We start from the raw sequence: 22,423 nt of genomic DNA, 5'->3' as shown, positions 1-22,423 counted from the left end.
GTTCGCATAGGGTAGTGGGGTATATTATGCATATAGTGATGAACCGGGAAAAGCTGCTGGCACGGGTGCGCCGAATCACGGGACAACTGGGCGCGGTCGAGCGGCAGCTGACGGGCGACGCGGATTGTTCAGAGACGCTGCAGCTGGTCGCTTCGGTGCGCGGAGCAGTCGGCAGTCTGATGGAGGAACTGATTGAACAGCATATGCGGGACCATGTGGCGCGCCCCGGCCTCACCGACGCCGAACGGGAAGCGGCGGCCGAAGAAATGCTTGCGCTGATCCGGCGGTACGGAAAATGACCATGCACGACGATCATGACCACCACGATGATGCGGGCCATGTCGATATCCTTGCAGACGGCCGGCAGGGACCGGCCGCCCGCGCCTCGGCCGACGTCGATGGCGAGGAGCAGCATTATTTCGACCATATCTATCTGACGGCGGGCCACGATCAGAACGCCCGGCGCACCTTGTGGGTCACCGGCCTGACCGCGGCGACGATGGTCGTCGAAATCATCTTCGGCTGGCTTACCGGATCGATGGCGCTGCTCGCCGACGGTTTTCATATGGCGACCCATGCGGGCGCGCTTGGCGTCGCGGCGGCCGCCTATGCTTATGCGCGGCGTCATGCCCGCAATCCCCGCTTCACATTCGGGACCGGCAAGGTCGGCGACCTGTCAGGCTTCGCCTCCGCGCTGCTGCTGGGAGCGACCGCGCTTTTCATCGCGGTCGAATCAGTGATGCGCTTCTTCGAACCCGTGCGCGTGCAATTTGGCGAGGCGACGCTGGTCGCCGTCGTGGGGCTGGTCATCAACCTGGTCAGCGCGCTGCTGCTGGGGCATGACCATAGCCACGACCATGACCATGACGGCGACCATGGCCATCACGGCCATGAAGCGCATAAGGGTCATGCCGACAATAATCTGCGAGCCGCCTATGTGCATGTGCTGACCGATGCGCTGACGTCCGTGCTGGCGATCGCGGCGCTGCTCGCCGGCCGCTACATGGGCTGGTGGTGGCTCGATCCGGCGGTGGGGATATTGGGCGCTGTCGTCATTGCGCGCTGGGCCTGGGGCCTGATGGGCGACACGGCAGCCATCCTGCTAGATACGGCAGAGCCTTGGCTGATGGACCGGATCAGGCATCTTGCGGACGATGAACAGGCGACGATTCGCGACCTGCATGTCTGGCGCATCGGTCCGCACGCCCACGCGGCGATCATCAGCCTGGCGCCCGGAGCGGATGCTGCCGCCGTGCGCCGACGCGTTCAGGCGCTGCCGCGCATGGAGCATGTGACCGTGGAAAGCCGCTGATCCTGCTTCTGTTTTCGGTCGATTGAGCCGCGAACGCGGCGACCGGACCGTCCGGAATGGCTGCTGCCGCTTCCATTCAGCAATGCGTCATGATGGCGGCCTCATACGGTTCCCCACAAGGTTCACAGGAGGCCATCATGTTCGGCAAGATCATCGCATCCGTTTCCATCGCCAGCGCCGCTCTGGTCGGCGTGAGCGCGGCACCCGCGTTGGCGCAGAGCAACTATCATTATAGCGAGCGCTACGAGGGCGAGGATGGCAGCTATTATCGCAGCGAAACCTACCGCAGCGATGATGGCGACTATGACCGCGGCTACCGCTATCGCTCCTATGATCGTCGTCCGGTCGAATATCGTGAAGACTATTATCGCGAGCGCCCGCGCACCTACCACCCGCATGGGCGCTACGCCGATTGTTCGTCCGGAACGACAGGCGCGGTGGTCGGCGGCGTCCTCGGCGGATTGCTCGGCCGCGAGATCGGCCGTGGCGGTCGCTGGAATCGCCCCAGCACGACGGGCCTGATCCTGGGCGCAGGTGCGGGCGCGCTGGCCGGTCGCGAGGTTGAACGGTCGGATTGCAGGTAAGCAGGATCGACCCGCGGCGGCATCTTCCGCCGCGCCGTCGTCCTACAGCGCCTGGCCGGCGGCCCAGCCGCTGGCCCAGGCCCACTGGAAATTATAGCCGCCAAGCCAGCCGGTGACGTCCACCGCCTCGCCGATCGCATAGAGACCGGGGACGCGGCGGGCCTCCATTGTCCGAGAGGACAGGTCGGCGGTGGCGATGCCGCCGATTGTCACTTCCGCCTTGGCCAAACCCTCCGTGCCATTGGGCATGAAAGCCCATGCGGACAGGCTCCGCTCGACCTTCTGCAATGCCCGGTCGGGGATGTTGCCCAGCTCCCCTCCAAGCGCCAGCCGCTCCGTCAGCACGTCAGCCAGGCGATCGGGCAGGCGCGCCCGCAGCAACTGGCTGACCGTCGCCCGCGGCTTGGCGCGCTTGGCTTCCGTCAGCCAATGGGCGGGTTCGTCGGGCAGGAAGTCGAGGCTGATCTCCTCGCCATGGCGCCAGTAGGAGGAGATTTGCAGGATCGCCGGCCCGGACAAACCGCGATGGGTCAGCAGCGCCGCCTCGCGAAAAGCCGTCTTGCCATGCCTTGCCACCACCTCCGTCGAGACGCCCGACAGCGAGCGGAACAGCAGGTCCTCGCCGCCCAGGGTGAGCGGCACCAGCGCGGGGCGCGGCTCGACGATCTTGAGTCCGAATTGCCGCCCGAGTTCATAAGCGAACCCCGTCGCCCCGATCTTCGGAATGGAAGGACCACCCGTGGCGATGACGAGCGCCGGCGCCTCGGCGAGCCGCGCTCCATGAGCCACGCTGTAACGGCCATCCGCATGACTCACCGCGCTGATGCCCTGGCCCAGCCGCATCGTCACTCCGCCCTTGTCGCATTCGGCCAGCAGCATGGCGACGATCTGGCGCGCGCTCTGGTCGCAGAATAGCTGGCCCAGCGTCTTTTCATGCCAGGCGATGCCATAGCCTTCCACGAGCGCGAGAAAATCCTGCGGGCTGTAGCGGCCGAGCGCGGACTTGGCGAAATGCGGATTGGCCGACAGATAGCGTTCGGGCGCCGTTTGGATATTGGTGAAATTGCAACGTCCGCCGCCGGAGATCAGGATCTTCTTGCCGGCCTGATCGGCATGGTCGATCACCAGGACCCGCCGGCCGCGCTGCCCTGCTGTGGCAGCGCACATCAGCCCGGCCCCGCCAGCGCCCAGAATGATGGCGTCGAACCGCTCGGCTGGTCCGGCCATCAGCCGGCGGACAGCGCGTCCATGATCTGGCGGACAGGGGCAAGGTCATAGCCAGCGGCCTCCGCCTTTTCCGTCAGCATCGCCGGGTGGTCGCCAGCACGGGCTCGAGTCAGCGCCCAGAGCAGCGTGCTGCGCGTGCCGGACCGGCAATAAGCGAGCACTTTCCCCTCCCCCGCCTGCTCCAGAGCGGCGGCCATGCCGTCAAGCTGCCAGGGCGCGAAACCGCCATGGGCGACCGGGACCGCCGCATAGCCGATCCCCGCCTCCCGGGCAGCGGCTTCGATCGCGGCGCCGTTGGTCTGACCGGGTTCTTCATCATCGGGACGATTGTTGATGATGACAGTGACGCCCATCGCCTTGGCTTCCGCGACCTGATCGACGCTGATCTGCGGCGAGACATAGAGGTTGGGCGTAAGCTGACGGAACATGGGTCGAAACTCCTTCTTGCGGCGTGCCATGCGCCCAAGCGACACGGACTTCAAGGGGGAAGGCCGCACCGCCGCCCTTTGCGCCCCGCTCGTCAAAGATAGGGACGGATCGCGGCCAGGAAAGCGTCGCCATAAGCGTCGAGCTTGCGCTGGCCCACGCCGCTGACATGGCCCAGTTCGGCAAGGCTGGCGGGCCGCTGTTGCGCCATTTCCCGCAGGGTCGAATCATGGAAGATCACATAGGGTGGCACGCCCGCTTCCCGGGCCAGTTCGCGGCGACAGGCGCGCAGCGCGTCGAACAGCGGGTCGCCGATCGGATTGTCGGCGCTACCGTTGCGCGCATTCCGCCGCCGCCGCTCCCTGCGCAGGGCGAGGACCAGACTGACCTCTTCCTCGCCCCGCAGGATAGGCCGTGCGTTCGGGCCCAGTTCCAATCCGCCATGTTCATTAGTGTGCAAAGCATCTTTGACGAGCAAGGCGCGCGATACCGGGCGGAGCAGCGCCACTTCCTCACCCCCGACAATGCCGTAGACCGATATCTTGTCATGGCCGCGTTCGCGGATGCGGTCGGTGACGGCGCCGGTCAGCACCTGCTCGATATGGCCCACGCCGAAGCTCTGGCCCGTGCGATAGACGGCCGACAGGAATTTGCGTGCCGTCTCGGTCGCGTCGATGCGGGCGGGCGGCTGCAGGCAATTGTCGCAGTTGCCGCAGTACGCCGGGGGATCCTCTCCGAAATGCCGCAGCAGGATGGCGCGGCGGCAAGTGCCGGTTTCGACAAGGCCGCCCAGCGCCGTTATGCGCACGCGCTCGCCCGACTGCCGCGCCGGGTCGAGTTCGCCGATGCGCTGCCGGGCGCGGGCGAAATCGTCAGCGCCCCAGAAGAGGTGGGCCTCCGCCGGTTCGCCGTCTCGCCCGGCGCGACCGGATTCCTGATAATAGCCCTCGATCGACTTGGGTAGCGCGGCGTGGGCGACAAAGCGGACATCAGGCTTGTCGATCCCCATGCCAAAAGCGATGGTGGCGACCATCACCATATCCTCGCTCGCAATGAAGGCGGCCTGATTGGCGGCGCGGACAGCAGGATCCAGCCCCGCATGATAGGCGCGCGTCGGGCGGCCAGTGCGGGCAAGGGTCTCGGCCAGCTTTTCGGTTGCGGCGCGCGTCGGCGCATAGACGATACCCGGCCCTTCGCTGGCGGCGATCAGATCGGCCAGCTGGCGCGGCAGCCCGTCGCGGGGATGCACTGCATAGCGGATGTTCGGTCGGTCGAAACCGGATATGACCAGCCCCTCACGCGCGATGCCAAGCTGGACCAATATGTCCTCGCGTGTATGGGCATCGGCCGTCGCCGTCAGCGCCAGGCGCGGGATGGCGGGAAATTCGTCGAGCAATGGCCGCAGCAGCCGGTAGTCTGGCCGGAAATCATGGCCCCATTCGGACACGCAATGCGCCTCGTCGATGGCGAAGAGGGCGACCTTTGCCGACCGCAACAGGCTGCGGAATCCTTCTCCGCTCGCCCGTTCCGGCGCCACATAGAGAAGGTCGAGCTCGCCGGCGCGCAGCCTGTCCTGCGTCTCGCGCCAGTCGGCGTCGACGCTGGTCAGGCTGGCGGCGCGGATGCCGACCGCCTGCGCCGCGCGCAACTGATCATGCATCAACGCGATCAGCGGTGACACCACCACGCAACAGCCGTCAAGCGCGACAGCAGGCAACTGATAACAGAGCGACTTGCCCGCGCCCGTGGGCATGATCGCCAGCGTGGACTCGCCGGCCATGATGCGCCCCACCACCTGTTCCTGCACGCCGCGAAAGCCGGGGAAGCCGAAGACGTCGTGGAGGAGAGCGGATATGTCGGGGCGCATGGAGAAGCGTCCTAGCGGCTGGGGGCGCTCACGCAAACGCTCATTGCGGCGGATCGAGCAGGCATCCCCAGCCCGGCCTGTACCGGGCGCGCCGGGTCGCGAGCAGCGGGACGCTGGCGCGCACCGCACGCACTTCGGGTTCATCGGACAGCGTCACCAGCACCATGCCGGGATCCTTGTCTGTCCGACAGCTGTCGAGCGACCGTCCCTCGACATAGCGACAGGAGCAGGTGATGCGCGCGCCAAAGCCTGCACCCACCTGCGCCCGGGCGCGAAGCGCGCTCCAGTTCCAGGCGAGCAGAGCCAGCAGCACCGCTCCCACGATGCTGGACGCATAAATCCATTTCGGGCGACCGGACATGCTCCCCTTTCCGATGAGCCGTGCTAAGGGCGCGGCTTATGAAGCTGGATCGAAAAAGGGTAAAGCATCTTGGCGGGGGCCTCGCCATTTTATCGCTGCTGGCAGTGGCGGGTGGCTTGGCGGTGCGCGCCGCCGATCCCGAGCCGACCTACACGGTCAGGCCCGACGGCTCCGTCAGCGAAGAGGCGCTGCGCAGCGTCATCGACCCGCTCTTTGACGGCGGCAGCGACCTGGGCGAGACGCGCGCGCTCGTCGTGATGCATCGCGGCGAGATTGTCGCAGAGCGTTACGCCCCTGGCTTCGGCCCTGACACCAAGCTGATGGCCTGGTCGGTCGCGAAGAGCGTGACGGCGGTGCTCGTCGGCCTCATGGTGTCGGACGGCCGGCTGGCGCTCGATTCGCCCGTGCCGGTCGACGCATGGAGCCAGCCGGGCGATCCGCGCGGCCAGATCACCTTGCGTCAGCTTCTGTCCATGTCATCCGGCCTCGACCATGTGGAGGACGCCGAACCGATCGCCAGCGCGGACACGGTCAGGATGCTCTTCAATGACGGCGCCCAGGACATGAGCGCCTTCGCCGAAGCCAAGCCGTTGGCGCATGCGCCGGGATCGACCTTCTCCTACAGCACAGGGTCCACCGTCATCCTTGCCGACCTCATGGCGCGGATGCTGACGACCAGCGACGATCCCGACATCCGGCGGAGCGCAATGCAGAGCTTCATTGACGGGCGGCTCAAGATCCCCGCCCGGCTCGACAGCCTGACCGCCGAATATGACGCGGCGGGGACGATGATCGGTGGCGCCTTTCTACATATGACCGCGCGCGACTATGCGCGCTTCGGGGAACTGCTCCGCAATGAGGGACGGGGACCGGCCGGCCATCAGATCGTGCCGGAAAAATGGGTCGCATTCATGCGCACGCCTTCGCGCCGCAACCCGGCCTATGGCGCGCATTTATGGCTCAACCGCGAAGGCAGGGACAGCGCCCTCATGCCGGGCGAGGCGCCGGCGAGCCTGTTCGGCTGCGTCGGCCATGACGGGCAATATATATTGGTCTCGCCCGGCCAGAGGCTGACAGTGGTACGGATCGGCATGTCCCCGAAGAAAGAACAGCGCACCGCCCTCAAAAGCGCGCTGGCAAAGCTGATCGGACTGTTCCCGCGATAGGGAAGGGTCAAAGCCGGAAACTGCCCTCGATCACTGTCCGGCACCGGCCCGAAAGGACAACGCGCCCCCCCTGCAACTCGCACGCGAGCCGCCCGCCGCGCGCGGAGGCCTGGAAGGCGGTAAGGCGCGTCCTGCCGAGGCGCTCCGCCCAGAAGGGCGTGAGCAGCCCATGGGCCGATCCGGTGACCGGATCCTCGTCGACGCCGCCGCCCGGCACGAAGACCCGGCTGATGATATCGCTGTCTTCTCCCGGCGCGGTCGCGATAAGCATGATGTCCCCCAGCGCCTTCAGGCGCCCGAAGTCGGGCGACAGCGCGCGGATCGCGGCGGCATCAGGGAACAGGAACAGGCTGTAGCCGCCGTCGCGCCAATGCGATTCCAGGGGCACGCGTCCCAACGCAGCGGCAAGGTCGGGCAGCGGGCGCGGCTTCATCGACCAGGCAGGAAGCGAGAGGGCATAGCCGTCCCCATCGCGCGCCACGGTCAGGACGCCTGCATGGGTGGTGCGGAAGCGGAGCGCCCTTCGCGTTCCCATCAGCACGTGGCCGCTTGCCAGGGTGGCATGGCCGCACAGCTTGACCTCCACCGTGGGAGTGAGCCACCGCAGCGCATAGTCGGCATCCCCATCGTCGGGAGCTGGCACGACGAAGGCTGTCTCGGACAGGTTGTTTTCTGCGGCGATCGCCTGCAGCGTCGCATCGTCAAGCCAGCGATCGAGCGGCATCACCGCGGCGGGATTGCCGGTGAAGGGCGCATCAGCGAAGGCATCAACCTGGGTGAAGGGCAATAGGGTCATGCGGGCTTCCCTTGGAGGCGTCGGCGATGATGATGGCCGTCAACCAGGGCATCCGACAGAGCCGGACGGGCCGGAATGGCCTTGCGATCCGAACAGTCGCCCGCCTCTGTCCTTCATCACGAGTTAATCCGCGGGATCGTTCATGCATTTCGCAAACGAAATGGGCCAGCCATGGTGTCATGGCTGGCCCGTGTTCGCGGCTGAAGGGGACGTTTTGACCGTCATTCATGCCGAGCATGATGACGCTCCCCAGGCTTACGCACTGCCGCTCGCCCTCCCGCGGGCGATCGATGAGGGGATGTTAACGCAGATTATCTGAGTCGTCTCGGACAAATCACACATCCAACCGAAGAACGGATCGTTTCAGCGCGTCAGGGGCCGCACTGGGCGCGATGGAGCAGTTTCTGGTCGGCAAGCACGAGCGCCATCATCGCCTCCACCACAGGAACGCCCCTGATCCCCACGCACGGGTCATGACGTCCCTTTGTGATGATCTCCGACGCCTCCCCTTCGCGCGTGATGGTTTCGACGGGGATGAGCAGGGAACTGGTGGGTTTGAAGGCAACGCGCACACGGACTGGCTGGCCTGTGGAAATACCCCCGGCGACACCGCCAGCGTGGTTGGCGAGGAAGACCGGGGCGCCCTCATTGCCAGGCCGCATCGGATCGGCATTCTCCTCGCCACGCAGACGAGCGGCAGCAAAACCGTCGCCGATTTCCACGCCCTTGACGGCGTTGATGCTCATCATGGCCGCGGCCAGTTCGCTGTCGAGCTTGGCATAGAGGGGCGCCCCCCAACCGGCCGGGACGCCGGTCGCGACACATTCCACCACGGCGCCCAGCGAGGAACCGTCGCGGCGGGCATCGTCCACCAGCTTTTCCCAGCGCTCCGCCGTTTCCGGATCGGGGCAGAAGAAGGGGTTGTTGCCGATTTCGGCCGCGTCGAACCGGCCCGGATCGATCACATCGCCCCCGATCTCGGAGACCCAGGCCAGGATCTCGATTTCCGGGATTACCGCCCGCGCAACGGCGCCGGCGGCAACGCGGCTCGCCGTCTCTCGCGCCGAGGAGCGACCGCCGCCGCGATAGTCGCGAAAACCATATTTCGCATCATAGGCGTAATCCGCGTGACCGGGGCGATAGGCCTTCGCAACGTCGGAATAATCCTTGGACCGTTGATCGGTATTCTCGATCATAAGGCTGATCGGCGTGCCCGTGGTGCGGCCTTCAAATACCCCCGACAGGATGCGCACCTCGTCCGCCTCTCGCCGCTGCGTCGTGAACTTGGACGTACCGGGCTTGCGCTTGTCGAGGAAAGGCTGGATGTCAGCTTCAGCGAGCGGCAGGCCAGGAGGACAGCCGTCGACGACCGCGCCGATCGCGGGGCCATGGCTTTCGCCCCAGGTAGTGAAGCGAAACACGCGGCCGAAGGTGTTGAAGCTCATCTCTGCCTTTCTTGGGAGAGGGGGTTTGCCCTCACCCTCCCCGACGTCGCCGCCGGGCTATCACGTCACTTTTCCAAAGCGATATCGGGCGCATCCTCCGCCTTCATCCCGATGACATTATAGCCTGCGTCGACGTGATGGATCTCTCCGGTCACGCCGGCCGCCAGGTCGGATAGCAGGTAGAGACCCGCGCCGCCCACATCCTCGATCGTCACGTTGCGCCGCAGGGGGGAGTTCAGTTCGTTCCACTTCATGATGTAGCGGAAGTCGCCGATGCCGCTCGCCGCCAGCGTCTTGATCGGGCCGGCCGAAATCGCGTTCACGCGGATATTCTCCGGCCCCAGGTCCATCGCAAGATATTTGACGCTGGTTTCCAGCGCAGCTTTGGCCACACCCATGACGTTATAATGCGGAATGACCTTTTCCGCGCCATAATAGCTGAGCGTCAGCAGGCTTCCGCCTTCGGCCATCAGGGCGCGGGCCCGCCTGGCGACCGCCACGAAACTGTAGGCCGAGATGTTCATCGTCATCAGGAAATTGTCGAGGCTGGTGTCGACATATTTCCCACGCAGTTCATTCTTGTCGGAAAAGCCGATGGCGTGGACGACAAAGTCCAGCTTGCCCCAGCGCGCGCGAACCTCGTCGAAGGCGGCGTCGAGCTTCGCCATGTCGGACACGTCGCAATCGATCAGGAAATCGGAACCCAGTTCCTGCGCCAGCGGCCGCACCCGCTTGGCGAGCGCCTCCCCCTGATAGGAAAAGGCCAGTTCCGCACCCTGCGCCCGCAGCGCCCTGGAGATGCCCCACGCGAGCGATTTGTCATTCGCCAGGCCCATGATGAGACCGCGCTTCCCCGCCATCAAGCCAGTCATTCTGTTGTCCCGTTCCCTTTGCTGTCCGGCGCGCCCCGGTCCACTTCCTCTTCCGGGAATTCAGCAAGCGCCGCGTTGAGTTCCGCGCCAATTACCACGCCAAGCCCGACGAGGAAGAAAAAAATGAGCGTGATCATCACGCCGGCCAGACTGCCATAGGTGCGATCATAGCCGCCGAGCAGGGCAAGGGTGGGCGGCAACAGCATAGTCACGGCATACCACCAAAGGCTCGTGGCGATCGCTCCGGGCAATTTGGGGAAGCATTTGTCCTTGTAAGCGCTGGGAGACAGCGAAAGGAAAAGGGAATATAGCGCGAAGCAGATGATGACCATCGGCACCACGCGCGTCAGGGTCACGATCCTGATTGCCTGATCGGCAAAGGGCAGGACCTGGTGCAGGAACTGGTCAATGCCTGCCATGACGACCTGCAGGGAAAAGGCAAACATCACCGCAAAGACGCTGACCAGCGTTATGCCGATGGCAGTCAGTCGATAATGCCAGAAGGAGCGCGTGCTCTTCGTGCCATAGGCACGCCGCAATATGTCGCGAATGGTTTCGATAAGGCTGCCGACGGTCCACAGCCCGACCAGACCGCCTAGCCACAACAGCGGCCCAGACCGGGCGTTCAACACATCGACGATGGGCTGCTTCACCACCGCGGCGACCCCCGGCGGCACGGCTTCCAGAAAGGCGCCAACAGCGGCAAGGCCATCCTGCGATCGGCCGAAGACGCTGGCCACCGCCGCTGCGACAATAAAAAAGGGAAACAGCGTCATCAACGACAGATAGGCAAGATTGCCAGCGTGGATGAAACCGTCGCTATAGGTGCCGACAACCACGCGCTTGAATATCTCGAAGGCATGGCTGCCGGGACGCACCTTGGCGATATGACGGTTGATGTGCGCGCGGGCATCCCCGGCGATTTTACGACGACGGGATTCGGGCGAATAGGGCGAAGGCTGGGGCATCCCGTCTCGAACGCGTCAGACGCCGAGATGGGCGCGTACAGCGCGGCTGTCGTGCCAATCTTCGAGCAGAGTCCTGATCGCGGGATCGTTGGCCGGAACGTCGATCATCAATCGAACCAGCTGGTCACCCCGCTCGCCCCCCTTGCCACTGAAGCCCTTGCCGCGCATGCGCAGCGTCTTGCCGCTGGTCGCACCGACCGGAATTCCCAGCATTACCGGACCGTCCACAGTCGGTACCTTGACCTTTGCGCCTTTTACCGCCTCGTCGAGCGTGATCGGCAGGTCCAGCAGCACATTGTCGCCGTCACGCACAAAGAAGGCGTGTGGCGTCACCTCGATAGTGACGATCGCGTCCCCCGCGCCGCCTGGACCGGGCTGTCCCTTGCCCGACAGGCGCATCTGCGTACCAGTCTCGACGCCAGCGGGCAGTTTCAGGTCGATCGTCTTGCCATCCTGCAAGGTGATGCGCTGCGGCGCCAGCGTGGCAGCGTCGACAAAAGCCACGGCGAGGCGGTAATTGACATTCGCGCCTTTCTGTGGCGGCGCCTGACGGCCGAAACCGCCAAAACCCCCAGCCCGCCGTCCGCCGGCGGCGCCGCCGAACAGCCCTTCGAAGATGTCCCCGAAATCCGCGCCGCCTTCGTTGAATTCAAAGCCGCCGGCCTGCCCGGGACGACCGCGAAAACCCCCGCCATTGCCGCCAAAGCCGAAAGGCGCGCTCGGATTGCCGTCCGCGTCGATCTCTCCGCGGTCGAAACGGGCCCGCTTGTCCTTGTCCGACAGCAGGTCATATGCGTTGGTTACAGCGGAAAATTTCTCCGACGCCTTGGGATTGTCCTGATTGCGGTCGGGATGCAGCTCCTTGGCAAGCTTGCGATAGGCCGACTTGATCTCTGCCTCGCTCGCGCCGCGCGCGACGCCCAGAGTGGAGTAGGGATCCGCCATTGCCCGTTTCATACCTCTATTCGGTGAAAAGTCGATTGGCGCCTTATGTGGCGAAACTGTCACGTTCCTTCAAGCACGGCCTTGATGCTTCATTTTGCTGCGGAGGCGCTATAGACCTGTGGCATGAACGATCCCATCATCCTGTTCGACCAGTGGTTTGGCGAGGCCCGCCAGAGCGAAGTCAACGACAGCAACGCCATGGCGCTGGCCACGGCCGACGCGCGCGGGCGCCCCTCAGTGAGGATGGTGCTGCTGAAGGGCCATGGCCCGGACGGCTTCATATTCTACACCAATTTCGAAGGGCGCAAGGCCGAAGAACTGCTCGCGAACCCACATGCCGCCTTGCTCTTTCACTGGAAGTCGCTCCGCCGGCAGATCCGGATCGAGGGGGCGGTCACGACCGTCGACGACGCCATTGCCGACGCCTATTTCGCGACCCGAAGTCGCGACAGCCAGCTCGGCGCATGGGCTTCGGATCAATCGCGGCCACTCGCCTCGCGCGACATCTTCATGACGCGATATGAGGAAGTGAGCGTGCGATTCGCGGGCGGTCCGGTGCCCAGGCCACCATATTGGTCAGGTTTCAAGGTCGTGCCGGACCGGATCGAATTCTGGCAGGATCGCGAGCATCGGCTGCATGAACGCCGGCTGTTCATGCGCGAGGGCGACGGGTGGATCGAGGGACTGCTCTATCCTTGATGAACGCCACGGCGAAGCGCGGCGGCAGAGAAGCCGGGCGGGGAATCCGCATCCTCATTCGTTGAACGAGACAGGTACGCACTTCGATTGCGAGGGTGCGAGGCGCCTGTTAGATGTGCCGGCGGCGTCAGGGGTTAGAGGGATTGCATGCGAAATAGACTGACGGCCTTCATCCTGGCGGGCATGGTCCTCGGCATAATCGCCGGTTTGGCCGCCAATATCTGGGTCGGCGGTGACAAGGCCCTGGCGAAGGACGTGGCGGGTTATTTCCACCTGTTGGCCGATATCTTCCTGCATCTGATCAAGATGATCATCGCGCCGCTGGTCTTTTCCACGCTGGTGGCCGGCATCGCGCATATGGGCGATAGCAGCGCGCTAGGGCGCATCGGCGGGCGGGCGATCGCCTGGTTCATCATCGCCAGCCTGATCTCGCTGACGCTGGGGCTGGTCTTCGTCAATTTCTTCGCGCCTGGCGAGGGGCTGAACCTCGTCCGCTCCGGAGCCGACTCAGGCGTGAATACCGAGGCCCTGAATTTCCGCGATTTCGTCCTGCATGTCTTCCCGACCTCCATGGTGGGGGCAATGGCCGAAAATTCGATCCTGCAGATCGTCATATTCTCGCTGTTCGTGGGCGTCGCCCTGACAGCCATTGGCGACAAGGGCAAGCCCATCGTCACAGTGATCGAAGCGATGGTCGAGCTGATGCTGCAGGTGACCGGCTATGTCATGCGCGTCGCGCCGCTGGCGGTGTTTGGCGCGCTTGCCTCCGCGATCACGACCGAGGGGCTGGGCGTGCTCAAGACCTTCGGGGAACTCGTCGGCGAATTCTACCTGTCCCTACTGGCGCTCTGGCTGCTGCTGTGCTGCGCGGGCGCGATCTTCCTCGGGCGGCGGATGGGCACGCTGCTGAAATATGTGCGCGAGCCGGTGCTGATCGCCTTTTCAACCGCTTCCTCAGAGGCGGCCTATCCCAAGATGCTGGAGCAGCTCGACCGCTTCGGCGTGCCGCGCCGCATCTACAGCTTCGTGCTGCCGCTCGGCTATTCGTTCAACCTCGACGGGTCGATGATGTATTCGACCTTCGCGACGATCTTCATCGCGCAAGCCTATAATATCGACCTGCCAATCGTAACGCAGATCACCATCCTGCTGGTGCTGATGGTCACGAGCAAGGGAATCGCTGCCGTCCCGCGCGCCTCGCTCGTGGTGGTCGCGGCGACGCTGGGCCAGTTCGATCTTCCGGTCGAAGGCATCGCGTTTATCCTGGCCGTGGACCATTTCATGGACATGGGCCGCACTGCCACCAATGTACTGGGCAACGCCATCGCCACGTCCGTGATCACAAAATGGGAAGGCATGCTGGAGGTCGAGGAAGCCGACTATGTGCCCCATCCCAAGGCGCCCGCGCATAGCGCGGCACGCGGGCGCGCGGGGCTGGAGCTGGCGTCCGACATGGTGGAGGAAGAGCGCAGGCGTTGAGGATCAGCGCCCCGTTCTTGCCGCCTCGGCCCACCATATGAGACTACGCGCAAAACCGGCGAACCCGCGCCCTAGCGCTGCCCCGCCCTCCCCTTGCGGCTGAGCCTGCTCGTCAAGCGCCTGACCGATCTGCCCAACGCTGAGGCGCTCGGGAACAACGACCATTCCCATGGCGGATAGGGTGACGGTCCAGTCGGCATGGCTGTTCACCCCGGCATAGCGGCCCGCCGAATAGCTGGCGATCCCCGCCGGACGGCGGCCGAACTCCTTGAGATAATGGTCGACAAGATTCTTAAGCCCCGGCTGGACGCCGCGATTATATTCGCCTGCAACGAACACGAATGCATCGGCGGCAGTGAGGCGCTCTGCGAGCGCCGCCATCGCAGCCGGCGCCTCACCCGCGGGGTAATCGCTGTAGCGCTGGTCGATCATCGGCAGGCCGACCTCCATCGCGTCGACCAGTTCCGCCTCGTGGCTCAGCGCCCGGAAGCCATCGATGATATAGTTCGCAAGGCGAATGCCCATGCGATTGCGGCGATAGGAACCATAGAGGACGAGTATGTCGAGTGACATCACGGAAGCTCCCTTGCTGTTCGAAGGATGGTCGCGTCACCGATGAAGAGCGCCCACCCGCCACAGCCTGTCTGATCCCCCTGTCCCAAAGGGCGCCGGCTCAAGCGGTGAACGAACCGGACAGCACGAAAGGGCCGTGTCCCGGGCGTAAACATCGGAACGCGATTCAACGCAGCTTGGCGATCGACAATCCGTCCTGCTTCGCCCGAGCTTTCACCGATTCCTCACTGCGGGTCAGCGCCTTGGCGATCGCCTTGAGCGCGATGCCCTTCTTCGCCAGCGTGTGGAGCTTCTGCAGCTCGTCCGCCGTCCAGGGCTGCTTGTGACGCTCGAAGCGATCGCCGGCCATGGCCTTCAGTCCGCGAAAGGATCGCGCACGAGGATGGTGTCCTCGCGCTCGGGGCTGGTGGAAACCAGGGTGACGGGACAGCCGATCAGTTCCTCGATGCGGCGGATATATTTGATGGCCTGTGCGGGTAGATCTGCCCAGCTGCGGGCGCCCGCTGTCGTGTCCTGCCAACCTTCGATATCCTCGTAGATCGGCTGGGCCTTCAGCTGATCCTGCGCATGGGCGGGCAGATAATCATAGGTCCGGTCCCCGATCCTGTAACCGACGCAAATCTTCAGGGTGTCAAAGCCGTCGAGCACGTCCAGCTTGGTCAGCGCGATGCCTGTCACCCCGGATACCGCCACCGACTGGCGGACCAGTACCGCATCGAACCAGCCGCAGCGACGCTTGCGCCCGGTGACGGTGCCGAACTCGTGACCGCGTTCGCCAAGTTGCTGCCCGACCTCATTTTCCTGCTCGGTCGGAAACGGCCCGGAACCGACGCGGGTGGTATAGGCCTTGACGATGCCCAGCACGAAGCCCGCGCCGTTGGGGCCAAGCCCCGTGCCGCTTGCCGCCGTGCCCGCCACCGTGTTGGAGGAGGTGACGAAGGGATAGGTGCCATGGTCAATATCGAGGAGCGTACCCTGCGCGCCTTCGAACAGAATGCGCTTTCCTTCCGCCTTGGCCTTGTTGAGCGTCAGCCAGACGGGCTTCACATAGGGCAGGATGAACTGAGCGATGTCGCGCAACTCGGCCATCAAAGCGTCGCGGTCGATCGGCGCCTCGCCGAAACCAGCGCGCAGCGCGTCGTGATGCGCGGTCAGGCGATCAAGCTGCGGGCCAAGGTCGTCGAGATGAGCGAGATCGCAGACCCGGATCGCGCGGCGGCCGACCTTGTCTTCATAGGCGGGGCCGATGCCCCGGCGGGTGGTGCCGATCTTGCCGGCCCCCGAGGCATCCTCACGCAGCCCGTCGAGGTCGCGGTGGAAGGGCAGGATCAGCGGCGCGGTCTCCGCGATCTGGAGGTTGTCAGGATGGATCTCCACCCCCTGCCCCTTGAGCTTCGCCACCTCATCGCGGAAGTGCCAGGGATCCAGCACCACGCCATTGCCGATGACGCTGAGCGTGCCGCGCACGATACCGGAGGGCAGCAGCGACAGCTTGTAGACCTTCTCGCCCACGACCAGCGTGTGGCCGGCATTATGGCCGCCCTGGAAGCGGGCAACGACATCAGCGCGCTCCGACAACCAGTCGACAATCTTGCCCTTGCCTTCGTCGCCCCACTGGGCGCCGATCACGGTCACATTTGCCACAGATACAGTCCTCCGCCCGCCGCGCGGACCGGCCATGCCCTTCGACGGGACTCGGCATGCCGGTGGGATCAATCGGGCGTGATTACCCTATGCGGGGCGCGCGTTAGCCTCGGTCGCCCCATGCGTCAAGTCAGTAGGGACGAGGCACGTCGCCATCAAGCCAGTGGGTGCAACGCAGAGCCTCGCCATTTTCGTCCGGCGTAAGCGCGGCGACGGTGTGCCAGCCCTCCTGCCGAAGTTGCGCGGCGCGACTTTGATCATGGAGCAGCGGCAGGAACAGCCGCTTGGGTGCCTCTGCACCGAAGCCAGCGTCGATCAACGGGTCTGGATAGAGGGAAAAGCCCATCGCCGGCTCTTCCGCACCGCCCGCGCGGGTGATGGCATAGCTACCCCCCCGGCCGATCTCGCCAGTGAACCCCTCCGCGAAGATCGAGAAGCCAAACCAGTTCTGATATTCAAAGCCGTGCCGCTCGGTGGGGTCGAGTGTCAGCGCGATGTCCCAGCCGATCGGCTTGGCAATGGCGCGCAGGCCCTCGATCCTGCTGCCGATCGCGCCACCAAGCCGGGCGTTGAACGCTTCCAGCCTCTCCATGGCGGGGTGGAAAGGGCCGGTAGCCTCGATCAGCGGGAGATAGGCGGCGGCGGCCGGGCTGATCGCCGCCAGCGCGCCCGCATCCTTGGCGTCCAGTTCGGCGCGGACCGCCTCAACCTCGTCATGCGCGAGCGGCAGAGGGCCGGCGGCAAGAGCGTCGATCAGGTCGGGCAGGGTAAAGTCGATGGTGATGCCGGTGACACCTGCGGCCTGCAGCGCCTCTATCGCCACATTCACAATCTCGACGGCGGCAGCGATGCTGTCGCTGCCGATCAGTTCGGCGCCGACCTGCAGGCGCTCGCGTTCAGGCCGCAACTGATTCGCGCGCAGGCGAACCACCGGACCGCCATAGGAGAGGCGCAGCGGACGCGGCGCGCTGGCCAGCCGGGTCGCGGCGATCCGGCCGATCTGCGCCGTCATGTCGGGACGCAGCGCAAGGCTGCGTTGGGATACCGGGTCCACGGCGCGTACCAGATCCTGCGCGCGCATCGATTTCAGACGGCCGACCAGCGTTTCCTCGAACTCGGCAAGGGGCGGCATCACGCGCTCATAGCCATGGGTCGCCACAGTATCCAGCACGCGCCGCGCAAGGCGGGCAGAGGCTTCGGCCTGCGGCGGCAGGCGGTCGGAAAGCCCTTCGGGAAGGAGGCCAGGGGGAAAGGTAGTCATGGCTGGCCCTTTACCAGCATCGGCCGGATTATCCAGCCTCCGTTCGGTTCAAGCCTGTCGAGAGAGGCTCTCAACCCACGCCTTTGAGATGCGCGAAGGCCGAACCGAACGGAGCAAGATGCCCATTCAGGCGAAGCGCAGCAGCTTCACCGTCTTGACGCCGGCCAATTTGCAGATGTCGTTCAGCACGTCCTGGCTCACCGCGCCATCAACCGACAGCAGCAGCACGGCTTCACCCCCCTGATTGCGGCGTCCGAGGTGGAAGGTCCCGATGTTGACGCCCGCTTCACCCAGCGTCGAACCCAGGCGGCCAATGAAGCCCGGCGCGTCCTGGTTGACGATGTAGAGCATGTGGCCGGCAAGGTCGGCTTCGACCTTGATGCCGAACAGTTCCACAAGACGGGGCTGCGAGTGACCGAAGAGCGTGCCGGCGACGGACTTGTCACCGCCTTGTGTCTTGACGGTCACGCGGACGAGCGTCTGATAGTCGCCCTCCCGGTCATGGCGCACTTCGCGCACGTCGAGGCCCCGTTCCTTTGCCAGGAAAGGCGCGTTGACCATGTTCACCGTGTCGGAATAGCAGCGCATCAGGCCAGCGAGCACCGCTGCGGTGATCGGCTTCTGGTTGAGTTCGGCGGCATGACCTTCAACCTCAACCGAGACGCTCTGCACATGATCGCCTTCCAATTGACCCACCAGCGAGCCCAGTTCCTCGGCGAGCGCCATGTAGGGCTTGAGCTTGGGGGCTTCCTCCGCCGAGAGCGAGGGCACGTTGAGCGCATTGGTAATCCCACCGTCGAGCAGATAGTCGGAAAGCTGCTCGGCGACCTGGAGCGCCACATTGACCTGCGCCTCGTCGGTCGACGCGCCCAGATGCGGGGTGCAGATGAAGTTCGGCGTGCCGAACAGCGGCGATTCCTTCGCCGGCTCGGTCACGAAAACGTCGAGCGCCGCTCCCGCCACATGCCCCGAATCAAGCGCTTCCTTGAGCGCGGCCTCGTCGATCAAGCCGCCACGCGCGCAGTTGATGATCCGCACGCCCTTCTTGGTCTTGGCGAGATTTTCCTTCGACAGAATGTTGCGGGTCTGGTCGGTGAGCGGCGTATGCAGCGTGATGAAGTCCGCCTTTGCCAGCAGCGTGTCGAGATCGGCCTTCTCCACGCCCATTTCGACGGCGCGTTCCGGGGTGAGGAACGGGTCGAAGGCGACGACCTTCATCTTGAGGCCCAGCGCGCGGCTAGCGACGATCGATCCGATATTGCCCGCGCCGATCAGGCCGAGCGTCTTGCCGGTGACTTCCACGCCCATGAAGCCGTTCTTGGGCCACAGGCCCGCCTGCGTCTGGGCGTTCGCCTCCGGCAACTGCCGCGCCAGCGCGAACATCAGCGCGATGGCATGTTCGGCGGTCGTGATCGAGTTGCCGAACGGCGTGTTCATGACGATCACGCCCTTGGCCGACGCCGCAGGGATGTCGACATTGTCGACGCCGATGCCGGCACGGCCGATGACCTTAAGGTTGCTCGCGTGGTCAAGAATGTCCTTGGTCACCTTGGTCGAGCTGCGGATGGCGAGGCCGTCATATTGGCCGATGATCGCCTTCAGCTCATCCGGCGTCTTGCCGGTGATCTCATCGACCTCGACGCCCCGCTCACGGAAGATCGCGGCGGCGCGGGGGTCCATCTTGTCGGAAATAAGGACTTTTGGCATTTGGAATATCCTATGTTCATCGTCACCCCAGCTTGATCCGGGGTCCCGCTTACTTGGCGGGTCAGACATGAAGAAGAAGCCGGACCCCGGCTCAAGGCCGGGGTGACATAATGGTGGATCAGGCAGCCTTGGCGGTCGCGTAGGCCCAGTCGAGCCACGGTCCAAGCGCCTCGATATCGGCGGTTTCAACCGTCGCGCCGCACCAGATGCGCAGGCCGGCCGGCGCATCGCGGTAACCGGCCACGTCAAAGGCGGCGCCTTCCTTCTCGAGCAGGCCGGCCATGCTCTTGATGAAGGCTTCGTCGGCACCCTCGACCGTCAGGCAGACGCTGGTGGTCGAGCGGCTCGCCGGGTCGGCCGCGAGATGGCCGAGCCAGTCGCGCTCTTCCACGATCTTGTTGAGCGCCGCCGCATTGGCGTTGCTGCGAGCGATAAGGCCGGAAAGGCCGCCAAGCGACCTGCCCCATTCGAGCGCAAAGATCGCGTCCTCCACCGCCAGCATCGAAGGCGTGTTGATCGTCTCGCCCTTGAAGACGCCTTCGGCCAGCTTGCCCTTCGCCATCAGGCGGAAGACCTTCGGCAGCGGCCAGGCCGGCGTGTAAGTGTCAAGGCGCTCGACCGCGCGGGGTCCAAGGATGAGCACGCCATGACCGCCCTCGCCGCCCAGCACCTTCTGCCAGGAGAAGGTCGCGACGTCGATCTTGGTCCAGTCGATCTCATAGGCGAAGACCGCGCTGGTGGCGTCGGCGAAGGTCAGGCCCTCGCGATCGGCCGGGATCCAGTCGGCGTTCGGCACACGCACGCCGGAGGTCGTGCCGTTCCAGGTGAACAGCACGTCGTGCCCGAAGTTCACACCGTTCAAGTCGGGCAGCTGGCCATAGTCGGCGCGGATGATCGTCGGATCGAGCTTCAGCTGCTTGGCGGCGTCCGTCACCCAGCCTTCGCCGAAGCTTTCCCAGGCCAGCGTCGTGACGGCGCGTGCGCCCAGCATCGTCCACATCGCCATTTCAAAGGCGCCCGTATCGGAGCCGGGCACGATACCGATGCGGTGAGTGTCGGGCAGCTGGAGCAGCTCGCGCATCAGGTCGATGCAATAGGCGAGGCGGGTCTTGCCGATCTTGGCGCGATGCGAGCGGCCGAGGGACTCAGCGCTCAGCTTGTCGGCACTCCAGCCCGGAGGCTTGGCGCAGGGACCGGAAGAAAAATAGGGACGAGCCGGCTTGGTGGCGGGCTTGGCTGCGGACGCAATAGGGGCGTCGGCGGCAGTCGTATCAGTCATGTAATGCGTCTCCTTGCAGAGAGCACGCGCGGCGTTGGGACCGCGTGGCCCGGCGGCCGCTCTAAAGGGCGCCCCGGAATAGTCAAGTCATCAAAGAGTCCAGTCGACGGTCAGGGCGCGACGAAGCGTTGGCGCCGTTAACCCCAACGCCAGCAAGCCATGCTAAGGAATCGGTCATGAACGAGCGGGCATGGGGGAAGACGGCATTGCGCATGGGTCATGTGACCCTGCTTGCCATGGCCCTGTCGCTCGCGGGGTGCGGCGGCGATCTGGTGCCGCGCGGGCGGGTGGAGCGGCCGTCCAAGCCACCACGCGGCGCCCGACCGACGGCCCAGCCTACGCCTGACCTGCGCCAGTGCATGATGAAGCTGGAATCGCAATCCGTCGCCTTCACGCTGCTGCCGGACCAGTATTTCGGCGGCGGATGCTCCGCCACCGGCAGCGTCAAGCTGATCGATATGGGCGTGCCCGCGACCAATCTGGGCGCCATGACGTGCGGCCTGGCCGCCAATTTCGCGGCCTGGGCCCGCTATGGCGTTCAGCCCGCCGCGCGGCTGATCCTGGGCGCGGAGATCCAGAAGATAGAAACATTCGGCACCTATAATTGTCGCCCGATCGCAGGCAGCGACAAGCTGTCCGAACATGCCCACAGCAATGCGGTCGACGTTTCGGCCTTTGTCCTGAGCGACGGCCGGCGGATCACCGTCGAGCAGGGGTGGAATGGCGACAAGACGACGCGCCAGTTCCTCGAGGTCGTCCGCGCGAGCGCCTGCAAGCGGTTCCGCACCGTGCTGAGCCCGGACTATAACGCCGCGCATCACGATCATTTTCATTTCGATATGGGCGGGCGTGGCGGCTTTTGCCGTTGAGCGCGGCAAAAACGTGGTGGATTCTGCCGTTAGCGCTCCTAAGTTGGGTTGAATGACAAGAAAAGAAATCGAAGAACGCAAATTCCGTCCCGCCCGGCAGGAGGCCGCCGATGCCCGCAAGGCGGTAGGCACCCCACAAACGACCAGCACCGCCTATCGCCTCGCCTTTCAGGATACCGAGTTCCTGCTACGCGAGGATCTGCGGCCGGTGCGATTCCAACTGGAGCTGCTCAAGCCGCAACTGCTGATGGACGAGGCGGGAATCGAATCGACCTTCGTCTTCTATGGTTCCGCCCGCATCCCCGAGCCCGAACAGGTGCAGGCGCGGATCGACGCCGCGACCACGCCCGAGCAGCGGCGGATCGCGGAGAATCTGGGGAAGAAGGCGCGTTACTATGAGGAAGCGCGCAAGCTCGCCCGGATCGCCGCGCAATATCCCGTGACCGACACGGGATCCCGGCACTTCGTTGTCTGTTCGGGCGGCGGACCTTCGATCATGGAGGCGGCCAATCGCGGCGCGGCGGATGTGGGGGCGCAGACGATCGGCATGAACATCGTGCTGCCGCACGAACAGTCGCCCAATCGCTTCGTGACGCCGGAGCTGAGCTTCCAGTTCCACTATTTCGCGCTGAGGAAGATGCACTTCCTGTTGCGGGCACGAGCGCTGGCGGTGTTTCCCGGCGGGTTCGGCACGTTCGACGAGATGTTCGAGCTGCTGACGCTGATCCAGACCGGGAAGATGAAGCCGATCCCCGTTCTGCTGTTCGGGCGGGAGTTCTGGACGCGGGTCGTGGATTTCGAAGCGCTGGCGGAGGAAGGGGTCATCTCCCCGTCCGACCTCAACCTGCTGACCTGGGTCGAGACGGCCGAGGCAGCATGGGAAGCGGTGCAGACCTTTTATGCGGATTCGCCAGCGTCCGACGGCGGCTAACGCCACCCTTGC

23 protein-coding genes are annotated in these 22,423 nt (G+C 64.9%); 8 read left to right on the top strand and 15 right to left on the bottom strand.

Going from position 1 to position 22,423, the window contains the following annotated elements; genetic code table 11:
* Nucleotides 1–26: 26 nt before the first annotated feature.
* The 3 genes from AAC640_RS09015 to AAC640_RS09005 all read left to right on the top strand — a co-directional run bounded on the left by AAC640_RS09015 (nucleotide 27) and on the right by AAC640_RS09005 (nucleotide 1,896).
* The gene (locus AAC640_RS09015) at nucleotides 27–299 is read left to right on the top strand and encodes a metal/formaldehyde-sensitive transcriptional repressor (RefSeq protein ID WP_340265784.1); all 273 of its coding nucleotides are present in this window, start codon (nucleotides 27–29) and stop codon (nucleotides 297–299) included.
* Nucleotides 296–1,312, top strand: coding sequence for a CDF family Co(II)/Ni(II) efflux transporter DmeF (gene dmeF / locus AAC640_RS09010; RefSeq protein ID WP_422794972.1), 1,017 nt, complete (start codon nucleotides 296–298; stop codon nucleotides 1,310–1,312). The genes AAC640_RS09015 and dmeF overlap by 4 nt, the downstream gene beginning before the upstream one ends.
* 137 nt (nucleotides 1,313–1,449) lie before the next feature.
* Nucleotides 1,450–1,896 carry a glycine zipper 2TM domain-containing protein gene (locus tag AAC640_RS09005; RefSeq protein WP_340265782.1) on the top strand — a complete coding sequence of 149 codons (447 nt, stop codon included), beginning with the start codon at nucleotides 1,450–1,452 and terminating at the stop codon, nucleotides 1,894–1,896.
* Between the two features lie 42 nt (nucleotides 1,897–1,938).
* Here AAC640_RS09005 and AAC640_RS09000 read toward each other — a convergent pair whose 3' ends face one another.
* The 4 genes from AAC640_RS09000 to AAC640_RS08985 all read right to left on the bottom strand — a co-directional run bounded on the left by AAC640_RS09000 (nucleotide 1,939) and on the right by AAC640_RS08985 (nucleotide 5,777).
* A complete protein-coding gene (locus AAC640_RS09000) occupies nucleotides 1,939–3,123 on the bottom strand; it encodes a BaiN/RdsA family NAD(P)/FAD-dependent oxidoreductase (RefSeq protein ID WP_340265781.1) in 1,185 nt (394 codons plus the stop codon).
* Nucleotides 3,123–3,551 (bottom strand): protein tyrosine phosphatase family protein, encoded by a 429-nt coding sequence (locus tag AAC640_RS08995; RefSeq protein WP_340265780.1) that lies wholly within the window; start codon nucleotides 3,549–3,551, stop codon nucleotides 3,123–3,125. Before AAC640_RS08995 ends, AAC640_RS09000 begins: the two co-directional genes overlap by 1 nt.
* Before the next feature lie 92 nt (nucleotides 3,552–3,643).
* Nucleotides 3,644–5,416, bottom strand: coding sequence for a DNA helicase RecQ (gene recQ, locus AAC640_RS08990; RefSeq protein WP_340265779.1), 1,773 nt, complete (start codon nucleotides 5,414–5,416; stop codon nucleotides 3,644–3,646).
* Between the two features lie 40 nt (nucleotides 5,417–5,456).
* Nucleotides 5,457–5,777, bottom strand: coding sequence for a hypothetical protein (locus AAC640_RS08985; protein ID WP_340265778.1), 321 nt, complete (start codon nucleotides 5,775–5,777; stop codon nucleotides 5,457–5,459).
* Between the two features lie 38 nt (nucleotides 5,778–5,815).
* On the opposite strand from AAC640_RS08985, the gene AAC640_RS08980 reads away from it, so the two are divergent.
* A complete protein-coding gene (locus AAC640_RS08980) occupies nucleotides 5,816–6,943 on the top strand; it encodes a serine hydrolase domain-containing protein (RefSeq protein WP_340265777.1) in 1,128 nt (375 codons plus the stop codon).
* A 7-nt stretch (nucleotides 6,944–6,950) separates the two neighbouring features.
* Here AAC640_RS08980 and AAC640_RS08975 read toward each other — a convergent pair whose 3' ends face one another.
* From AAC640_RS08975 to AAC640_RS08955, 5 genes are all read right to left on the bottom strand, one after another.
* Entirely contained in the window at nucleotides 6,951–7,739 is a 789-nt protein-coding gene (locus AAC640_RS08975; RefSeq protein WP_340265776.1) for a PhzF family phenazine biosynthesis protein, read from the bottom strand.
* Between the two features lie 371 nt (nucleotides 7,740–8,110).
* A complete protein-coding gene (gene aroC / locus AAC640_RS08970; RefSeq protein ID WP_340265775.1) occupies nucleotides 8,111–9,184 on the bottom strand; it encodes a chorismate synthase in 1,074 nt (357 codons plus the stop codon).
* A gap of 65 nt (nucleotides 9,185–9,249) precedes the next feature.
* Nucleotides 9,250–10,056 carry an enoyl-ACP reductase FabI gene (fabI, locus tag AAC640_RS08965; protein ID WP_340265774.1) on the bottom strand — a complete coding sequence of 269 codons (807 nt, stop codon included), beginning with the start codon at nucleotides 10,054–10,056 and terminating at the stop codon, nucleotides 9,250–9,252.
* Complete coding sequence (locus AAC640_RS08960; RefSeq protein ID WP_340265773.1) at nucleotides 10,053–11,024, bottom strand: YihY/virulence factor BrkB family protein; 972 nt, start codon at nucleotides 11,022–11,024, stop codon at nucleotides 10,053–10,055. Before AAC640_RS08960 ends, fabI begins: the two co-directional genes overlap by 4 nt.
* Nucleotides 11,025–11,039: 15 nt before the next feature.
* On the bottom strand, nucleotides 11,040–11,969 hold the full coding sequence (locus tag AAC640_RS08955; RefSeq protein WP_340265772.1) for a DnaJ C-terminal domain-containing protein: 930 nt from the start codon (nucleotides 11,967–11,969) through the stop codon (nucleotides 11,040–11,042).
* Between the two features lie 123 nt (nucleotides 11,970–12,092).
* Here AAC640_RS08955 and pdxH point away from each other — a divergent pair, with 123 nt between their 5' ends.
* Nucleotides 12,093–12,668 (top strand): pyridoxamine 5'-phosphate oxidase, encoded by a 576-nt coding sequence (gene pdxH, locus AAC640_RS08950; RefSeq protein WP_340265771.1) that lies wholly within the window; start codon nucleotides 12,093–12,095, stop codon nucleotides 12,666–12,668.
* 147 nt (nucleotides 12,669–12,815) lie between these two features.
* Nucleotides 12,816–14,147 (top strand): dicarboxylate/amino acid:cation symporter, encoded by a 1,332-nt coding sequence (locus AAC640_RS08945; protein ID WP_340265770.1) that lies wholly within the window; start codon nucleotides 12,816–12,818, stop codon nucleotides 14,145–14,147.
* 3 nt (nucleotides 14,148–14,150) lie between these two features.
* Here AAC640_RS08945 and AAC640_RS08940 read toward each other — a convergent pair whose 3' ends face one another.
* The 6 genes from AAC640_RS08940 to AAC640_RS08915 form a co-directional block, all read right to left on the bottom strand.
* Nucleotides 14,151–14,720: an NADPH-dependent FMN reductase gene (locus AAC640_RS08940; RefSeq protein ID WP_340265769.1), complete on the bottom strand. Its 570-nt coding sequence runs from the start codon at nucleotides 14,718–14,720 to the stop codon at nucleotides 14,151–14,153.
* A 166-nt stretch (nucleotides 14,721–14,886) separates the two neighbouring features.
* A complete protein-coding gene (locus AAC640_RS08935) occupies nucleotides 14,887–15,069 on the bottom strand; it encodes a hypothetical protein (RefSeq protein ID WP_340265768.1) in 183 nt (60 codons plus the stop codon).
* Nucleotides 15,070–15,074: 5 nt separating this feature from the next.
* On the bottom strand, nucleotides 15,075–16,364 hold the full coding sequence (locus AAC640_RS08930) for an adenylosuccinate synthase (protein ID WP_340265767.1): 1,290 nt from the start codon (nucleotides 16,362–16,364) through the stop codon (nucleotides 15,075–15,077).
* A gap of 130 nt (nucleotides 16,365–16,494) precedes the next feature.
* Nucleotides 16,495–17,625, bottom strand: coding sequence for an ATP phosphoribosyltransferase regulatory subunit (locus tag AAC640_RS08925; RefSeq protein ID WP_340265766.1), 1,131 nt, complete (start codon nucleotides 17,623–17,625; stop codon nucleotides 16,495–16,497).
* Between the two features lie 126 nt (nucleotides 17,626–17,751).
* A complete protein-coding gene (gene serA, locus AAC640_RS08920; RefSeq protein WP_340265765.1) occupies nucleotides 17,752–19,332 on the bottom strand; it encodes a phosphoglycerate dehydrogenase in 1,581 nt (526 codons plus the stop codon).
* A gap of 118 nt (nucleotides 19,333–19,450) precedes the next feature.
* Nucleotides 19,451–20,611, bottom strand: coding sequence for a phosphoserine transaminase (locus AAC640_RS08915; RefSeq protein WP_340265764.1), 1,161 nt, complete (start codon nucleotides 20,609–20,611; stop codon nucleotides 19,451–19,453).
* A 176-nt stretch (nucleotides 20,612–20,787) separates the two neighbouring features.
* On the opposite strand from AAC640_RS08915, the gene AAC640_RS08910 reads away from it, so the two are divergent.
* Nucleotides 20,788–21,480 carry an extensin-like domain-containing protein gene (locus AAC640_RS08910; RefSeq protein WP_340265763.1) on the top strand — a complete coding sequence of 231 codons (693 nt, stop codon included), beginning with the start codon at nucleotides 20,788–20,790 and terminating at the stop codon, nucleotides 21,478–21,480.
* A 52-nt stretch (nucleotides 21,481–21,532) separates the two neighbouring features.
* A complete protein-coding gene (locus AAC640_RS08905) occupies nucleotides 21,533–22,411 on the top strand; it encodes an LOG family protein (RefSeq protein ID WP_340265762.1) in 879 nt (292 codons plus the stop codon).
* Nucleotides 22,412–22,423 lie beyond the last annotated feature (12 nt).

The sequence above is a fragment of the Sphingobium mellinum genome (assembly GCF_037860795.1).
Classification (GTDB): Bacteria; Pseudomonadota; Alphaproteobacteria; order Sphingomonadales; family Sphingomonadaceae; genus Sphingobium; species Sphingobium mellinum.
The sequence above is the reverse complement of the archived record's forward strand: the minus strand, read 5'-3'. Positions and strand labels throughout refer to the sequence as shown.

Bases quoted from the DNA above. Each gene is read 5' to 3' on its own strand.
- AAC640_RS09015 (WP_340265784.1), top strand. From the start codon at position 27: ATGCATATAGTGATGAACCGGGAAAAGCTGCTGGCACGGGTGCGCCGA.
- dmeF (WP_422794972.1), top strand. From the start codon at position 296: ATGACCATGCACGACGATCATGACCACCACGATGATGCGGGCCATGTC.
- AAC640_RS09005 (WP_340265782.1), top strand. From the start codon at position 1,450: ATGTTCGGCAAGATCATCGCATCCGTTTCCATCGCCAGCGCCGCTCTG.
- AAC640_RS09000 (WP_340265781.1), bottom strand. From the start codon at position 3,123: ATGGCCGGACCAGCCGAGCGGTTCGACGCCATCATTCTGGGCGCTGGC.
- AAC640_RS08995 (WP_340265780.1), bottom strand. From the start codon at position 3,551: ATGTTCCGTCAGCTTACGCCCAACCTCTATGTCTCGCCGCAGATCAGC.
- recQ (WP_340265779.1), bottom strand. From the start codon at position 5,416: ATGCGCCCCGACATATCCGCTCTCCTCCACGACGTCTTCGGCTTCCCC.
- AAC640_RS08985 (WP_340265778.1), bottom strand. From the start codon at position 5,777: ATGTCCGGTCGCCCGAAATGGATTTATGCGTCCAGCATCGTGGGAGCG.
- AAC640_RS08980 (WP_340265777.1), top strand. From the start codon at position 5,816: ATGAAGCTGGATCGAAAAAGGGTAAAGCATCTTGGCGGGGGCCTCGCC.
- AAC640_RS08975 (WP_340265776.1), bottom strand. From the start codon at position 7,739: ATGACCCTATTGCCCTTCACCCAGGTTGATGCCTTCGCTGATGCGCCC.
- aroC (WP_340265775.1), bottom strand. From the start codon at position 9,184: ATGAGCTTCAACACCTTCGGCCGCGTGTTTCGCTTCACTACCTGGGGC.
- fabI (WP_340265774.1), bottom strand. From the start codon at position 10,056: ATGACTGGCTTGATGGCGGGGAAGCGCGGTCTCATCATGGGCCTGGCG.
- AAC640_RS08960 (WP_340265773.1), bottom strand. From the start codon at position 11,024: ATGCCCCAGCCTTCGCCCTATTCGCCCGAATCCCGTCGTCGTAAAATC.
- AAC640_RS08955 (WP_340265772.1), bottom strand. From the start codon at position 11,969: ATGGCGGATCCCTACTCCACTCTGGGCGTCGCGCGCGGCGCGAGCGAG.
- pdxH (WP_340265771.1), top strand. From the start codon at position 12,093: ATGAACGATCCCATCATCCTGTTCGACCAGTGGTTTGGCGAGGCCCGC.
- AAC640_RS08945 (WP_340265770.1), top strand. From the start codon at position 12,816: ATGCGAAATAGACTGACGGCCTTCATCCTGGCGGGCATGGTCCTCGGC.
- AAC640_RS08940 (WP_340265769.1), bottom strand. From the start codon at position 14,720: ATGTCACTCGACATACTCGTCCTCTATGGTTCCTATCGCCGCAATCGC.
- AAC640_RS08935 (WP_340265768.1), bottom strand. From the start codon at position 15,069: ATGGCCGGCGATCGCTTCGAGCGTCACAAGCAGCCCTGGACGGCGGAC.
- AAC640_RS08925 (WP_340265766.1), bottom strand. From the start codon at position 17,625: ATGACTACCTTTCCCCCTGGCCTCCTTCCCGAAGGGCTTTCCGACCGC.
- serA (WP_340265765.1), bottom strand. From the start codon at position 19,332: ATGCCAAAAGTCCTTATTTCCGACAAGATGGACCCCCGCGCCGCCGCG.
- AAC640_RS08915 (WP_340265764.1), bottom strand. From the start codon at position 20,611: ATGACTGATACGACTGCCGCCGACGCCCCTATTGCGTCCGCAGCCAAG.
- AAC640_RS08910 (WP_340265763.1), top strand. From the start codon at position 20,788: ATGAACGAGCGGGCATGGGGGAAGACGGCATTGCGCATGGGTCATGTG.
- AAC640_RS08905 (WP_340265762.1), top strand. From the start codon at position 21,533: ATGACAAGAAAAGAAATCGAAGAACGCAAATTCCGTCCCGCCCGGCAG.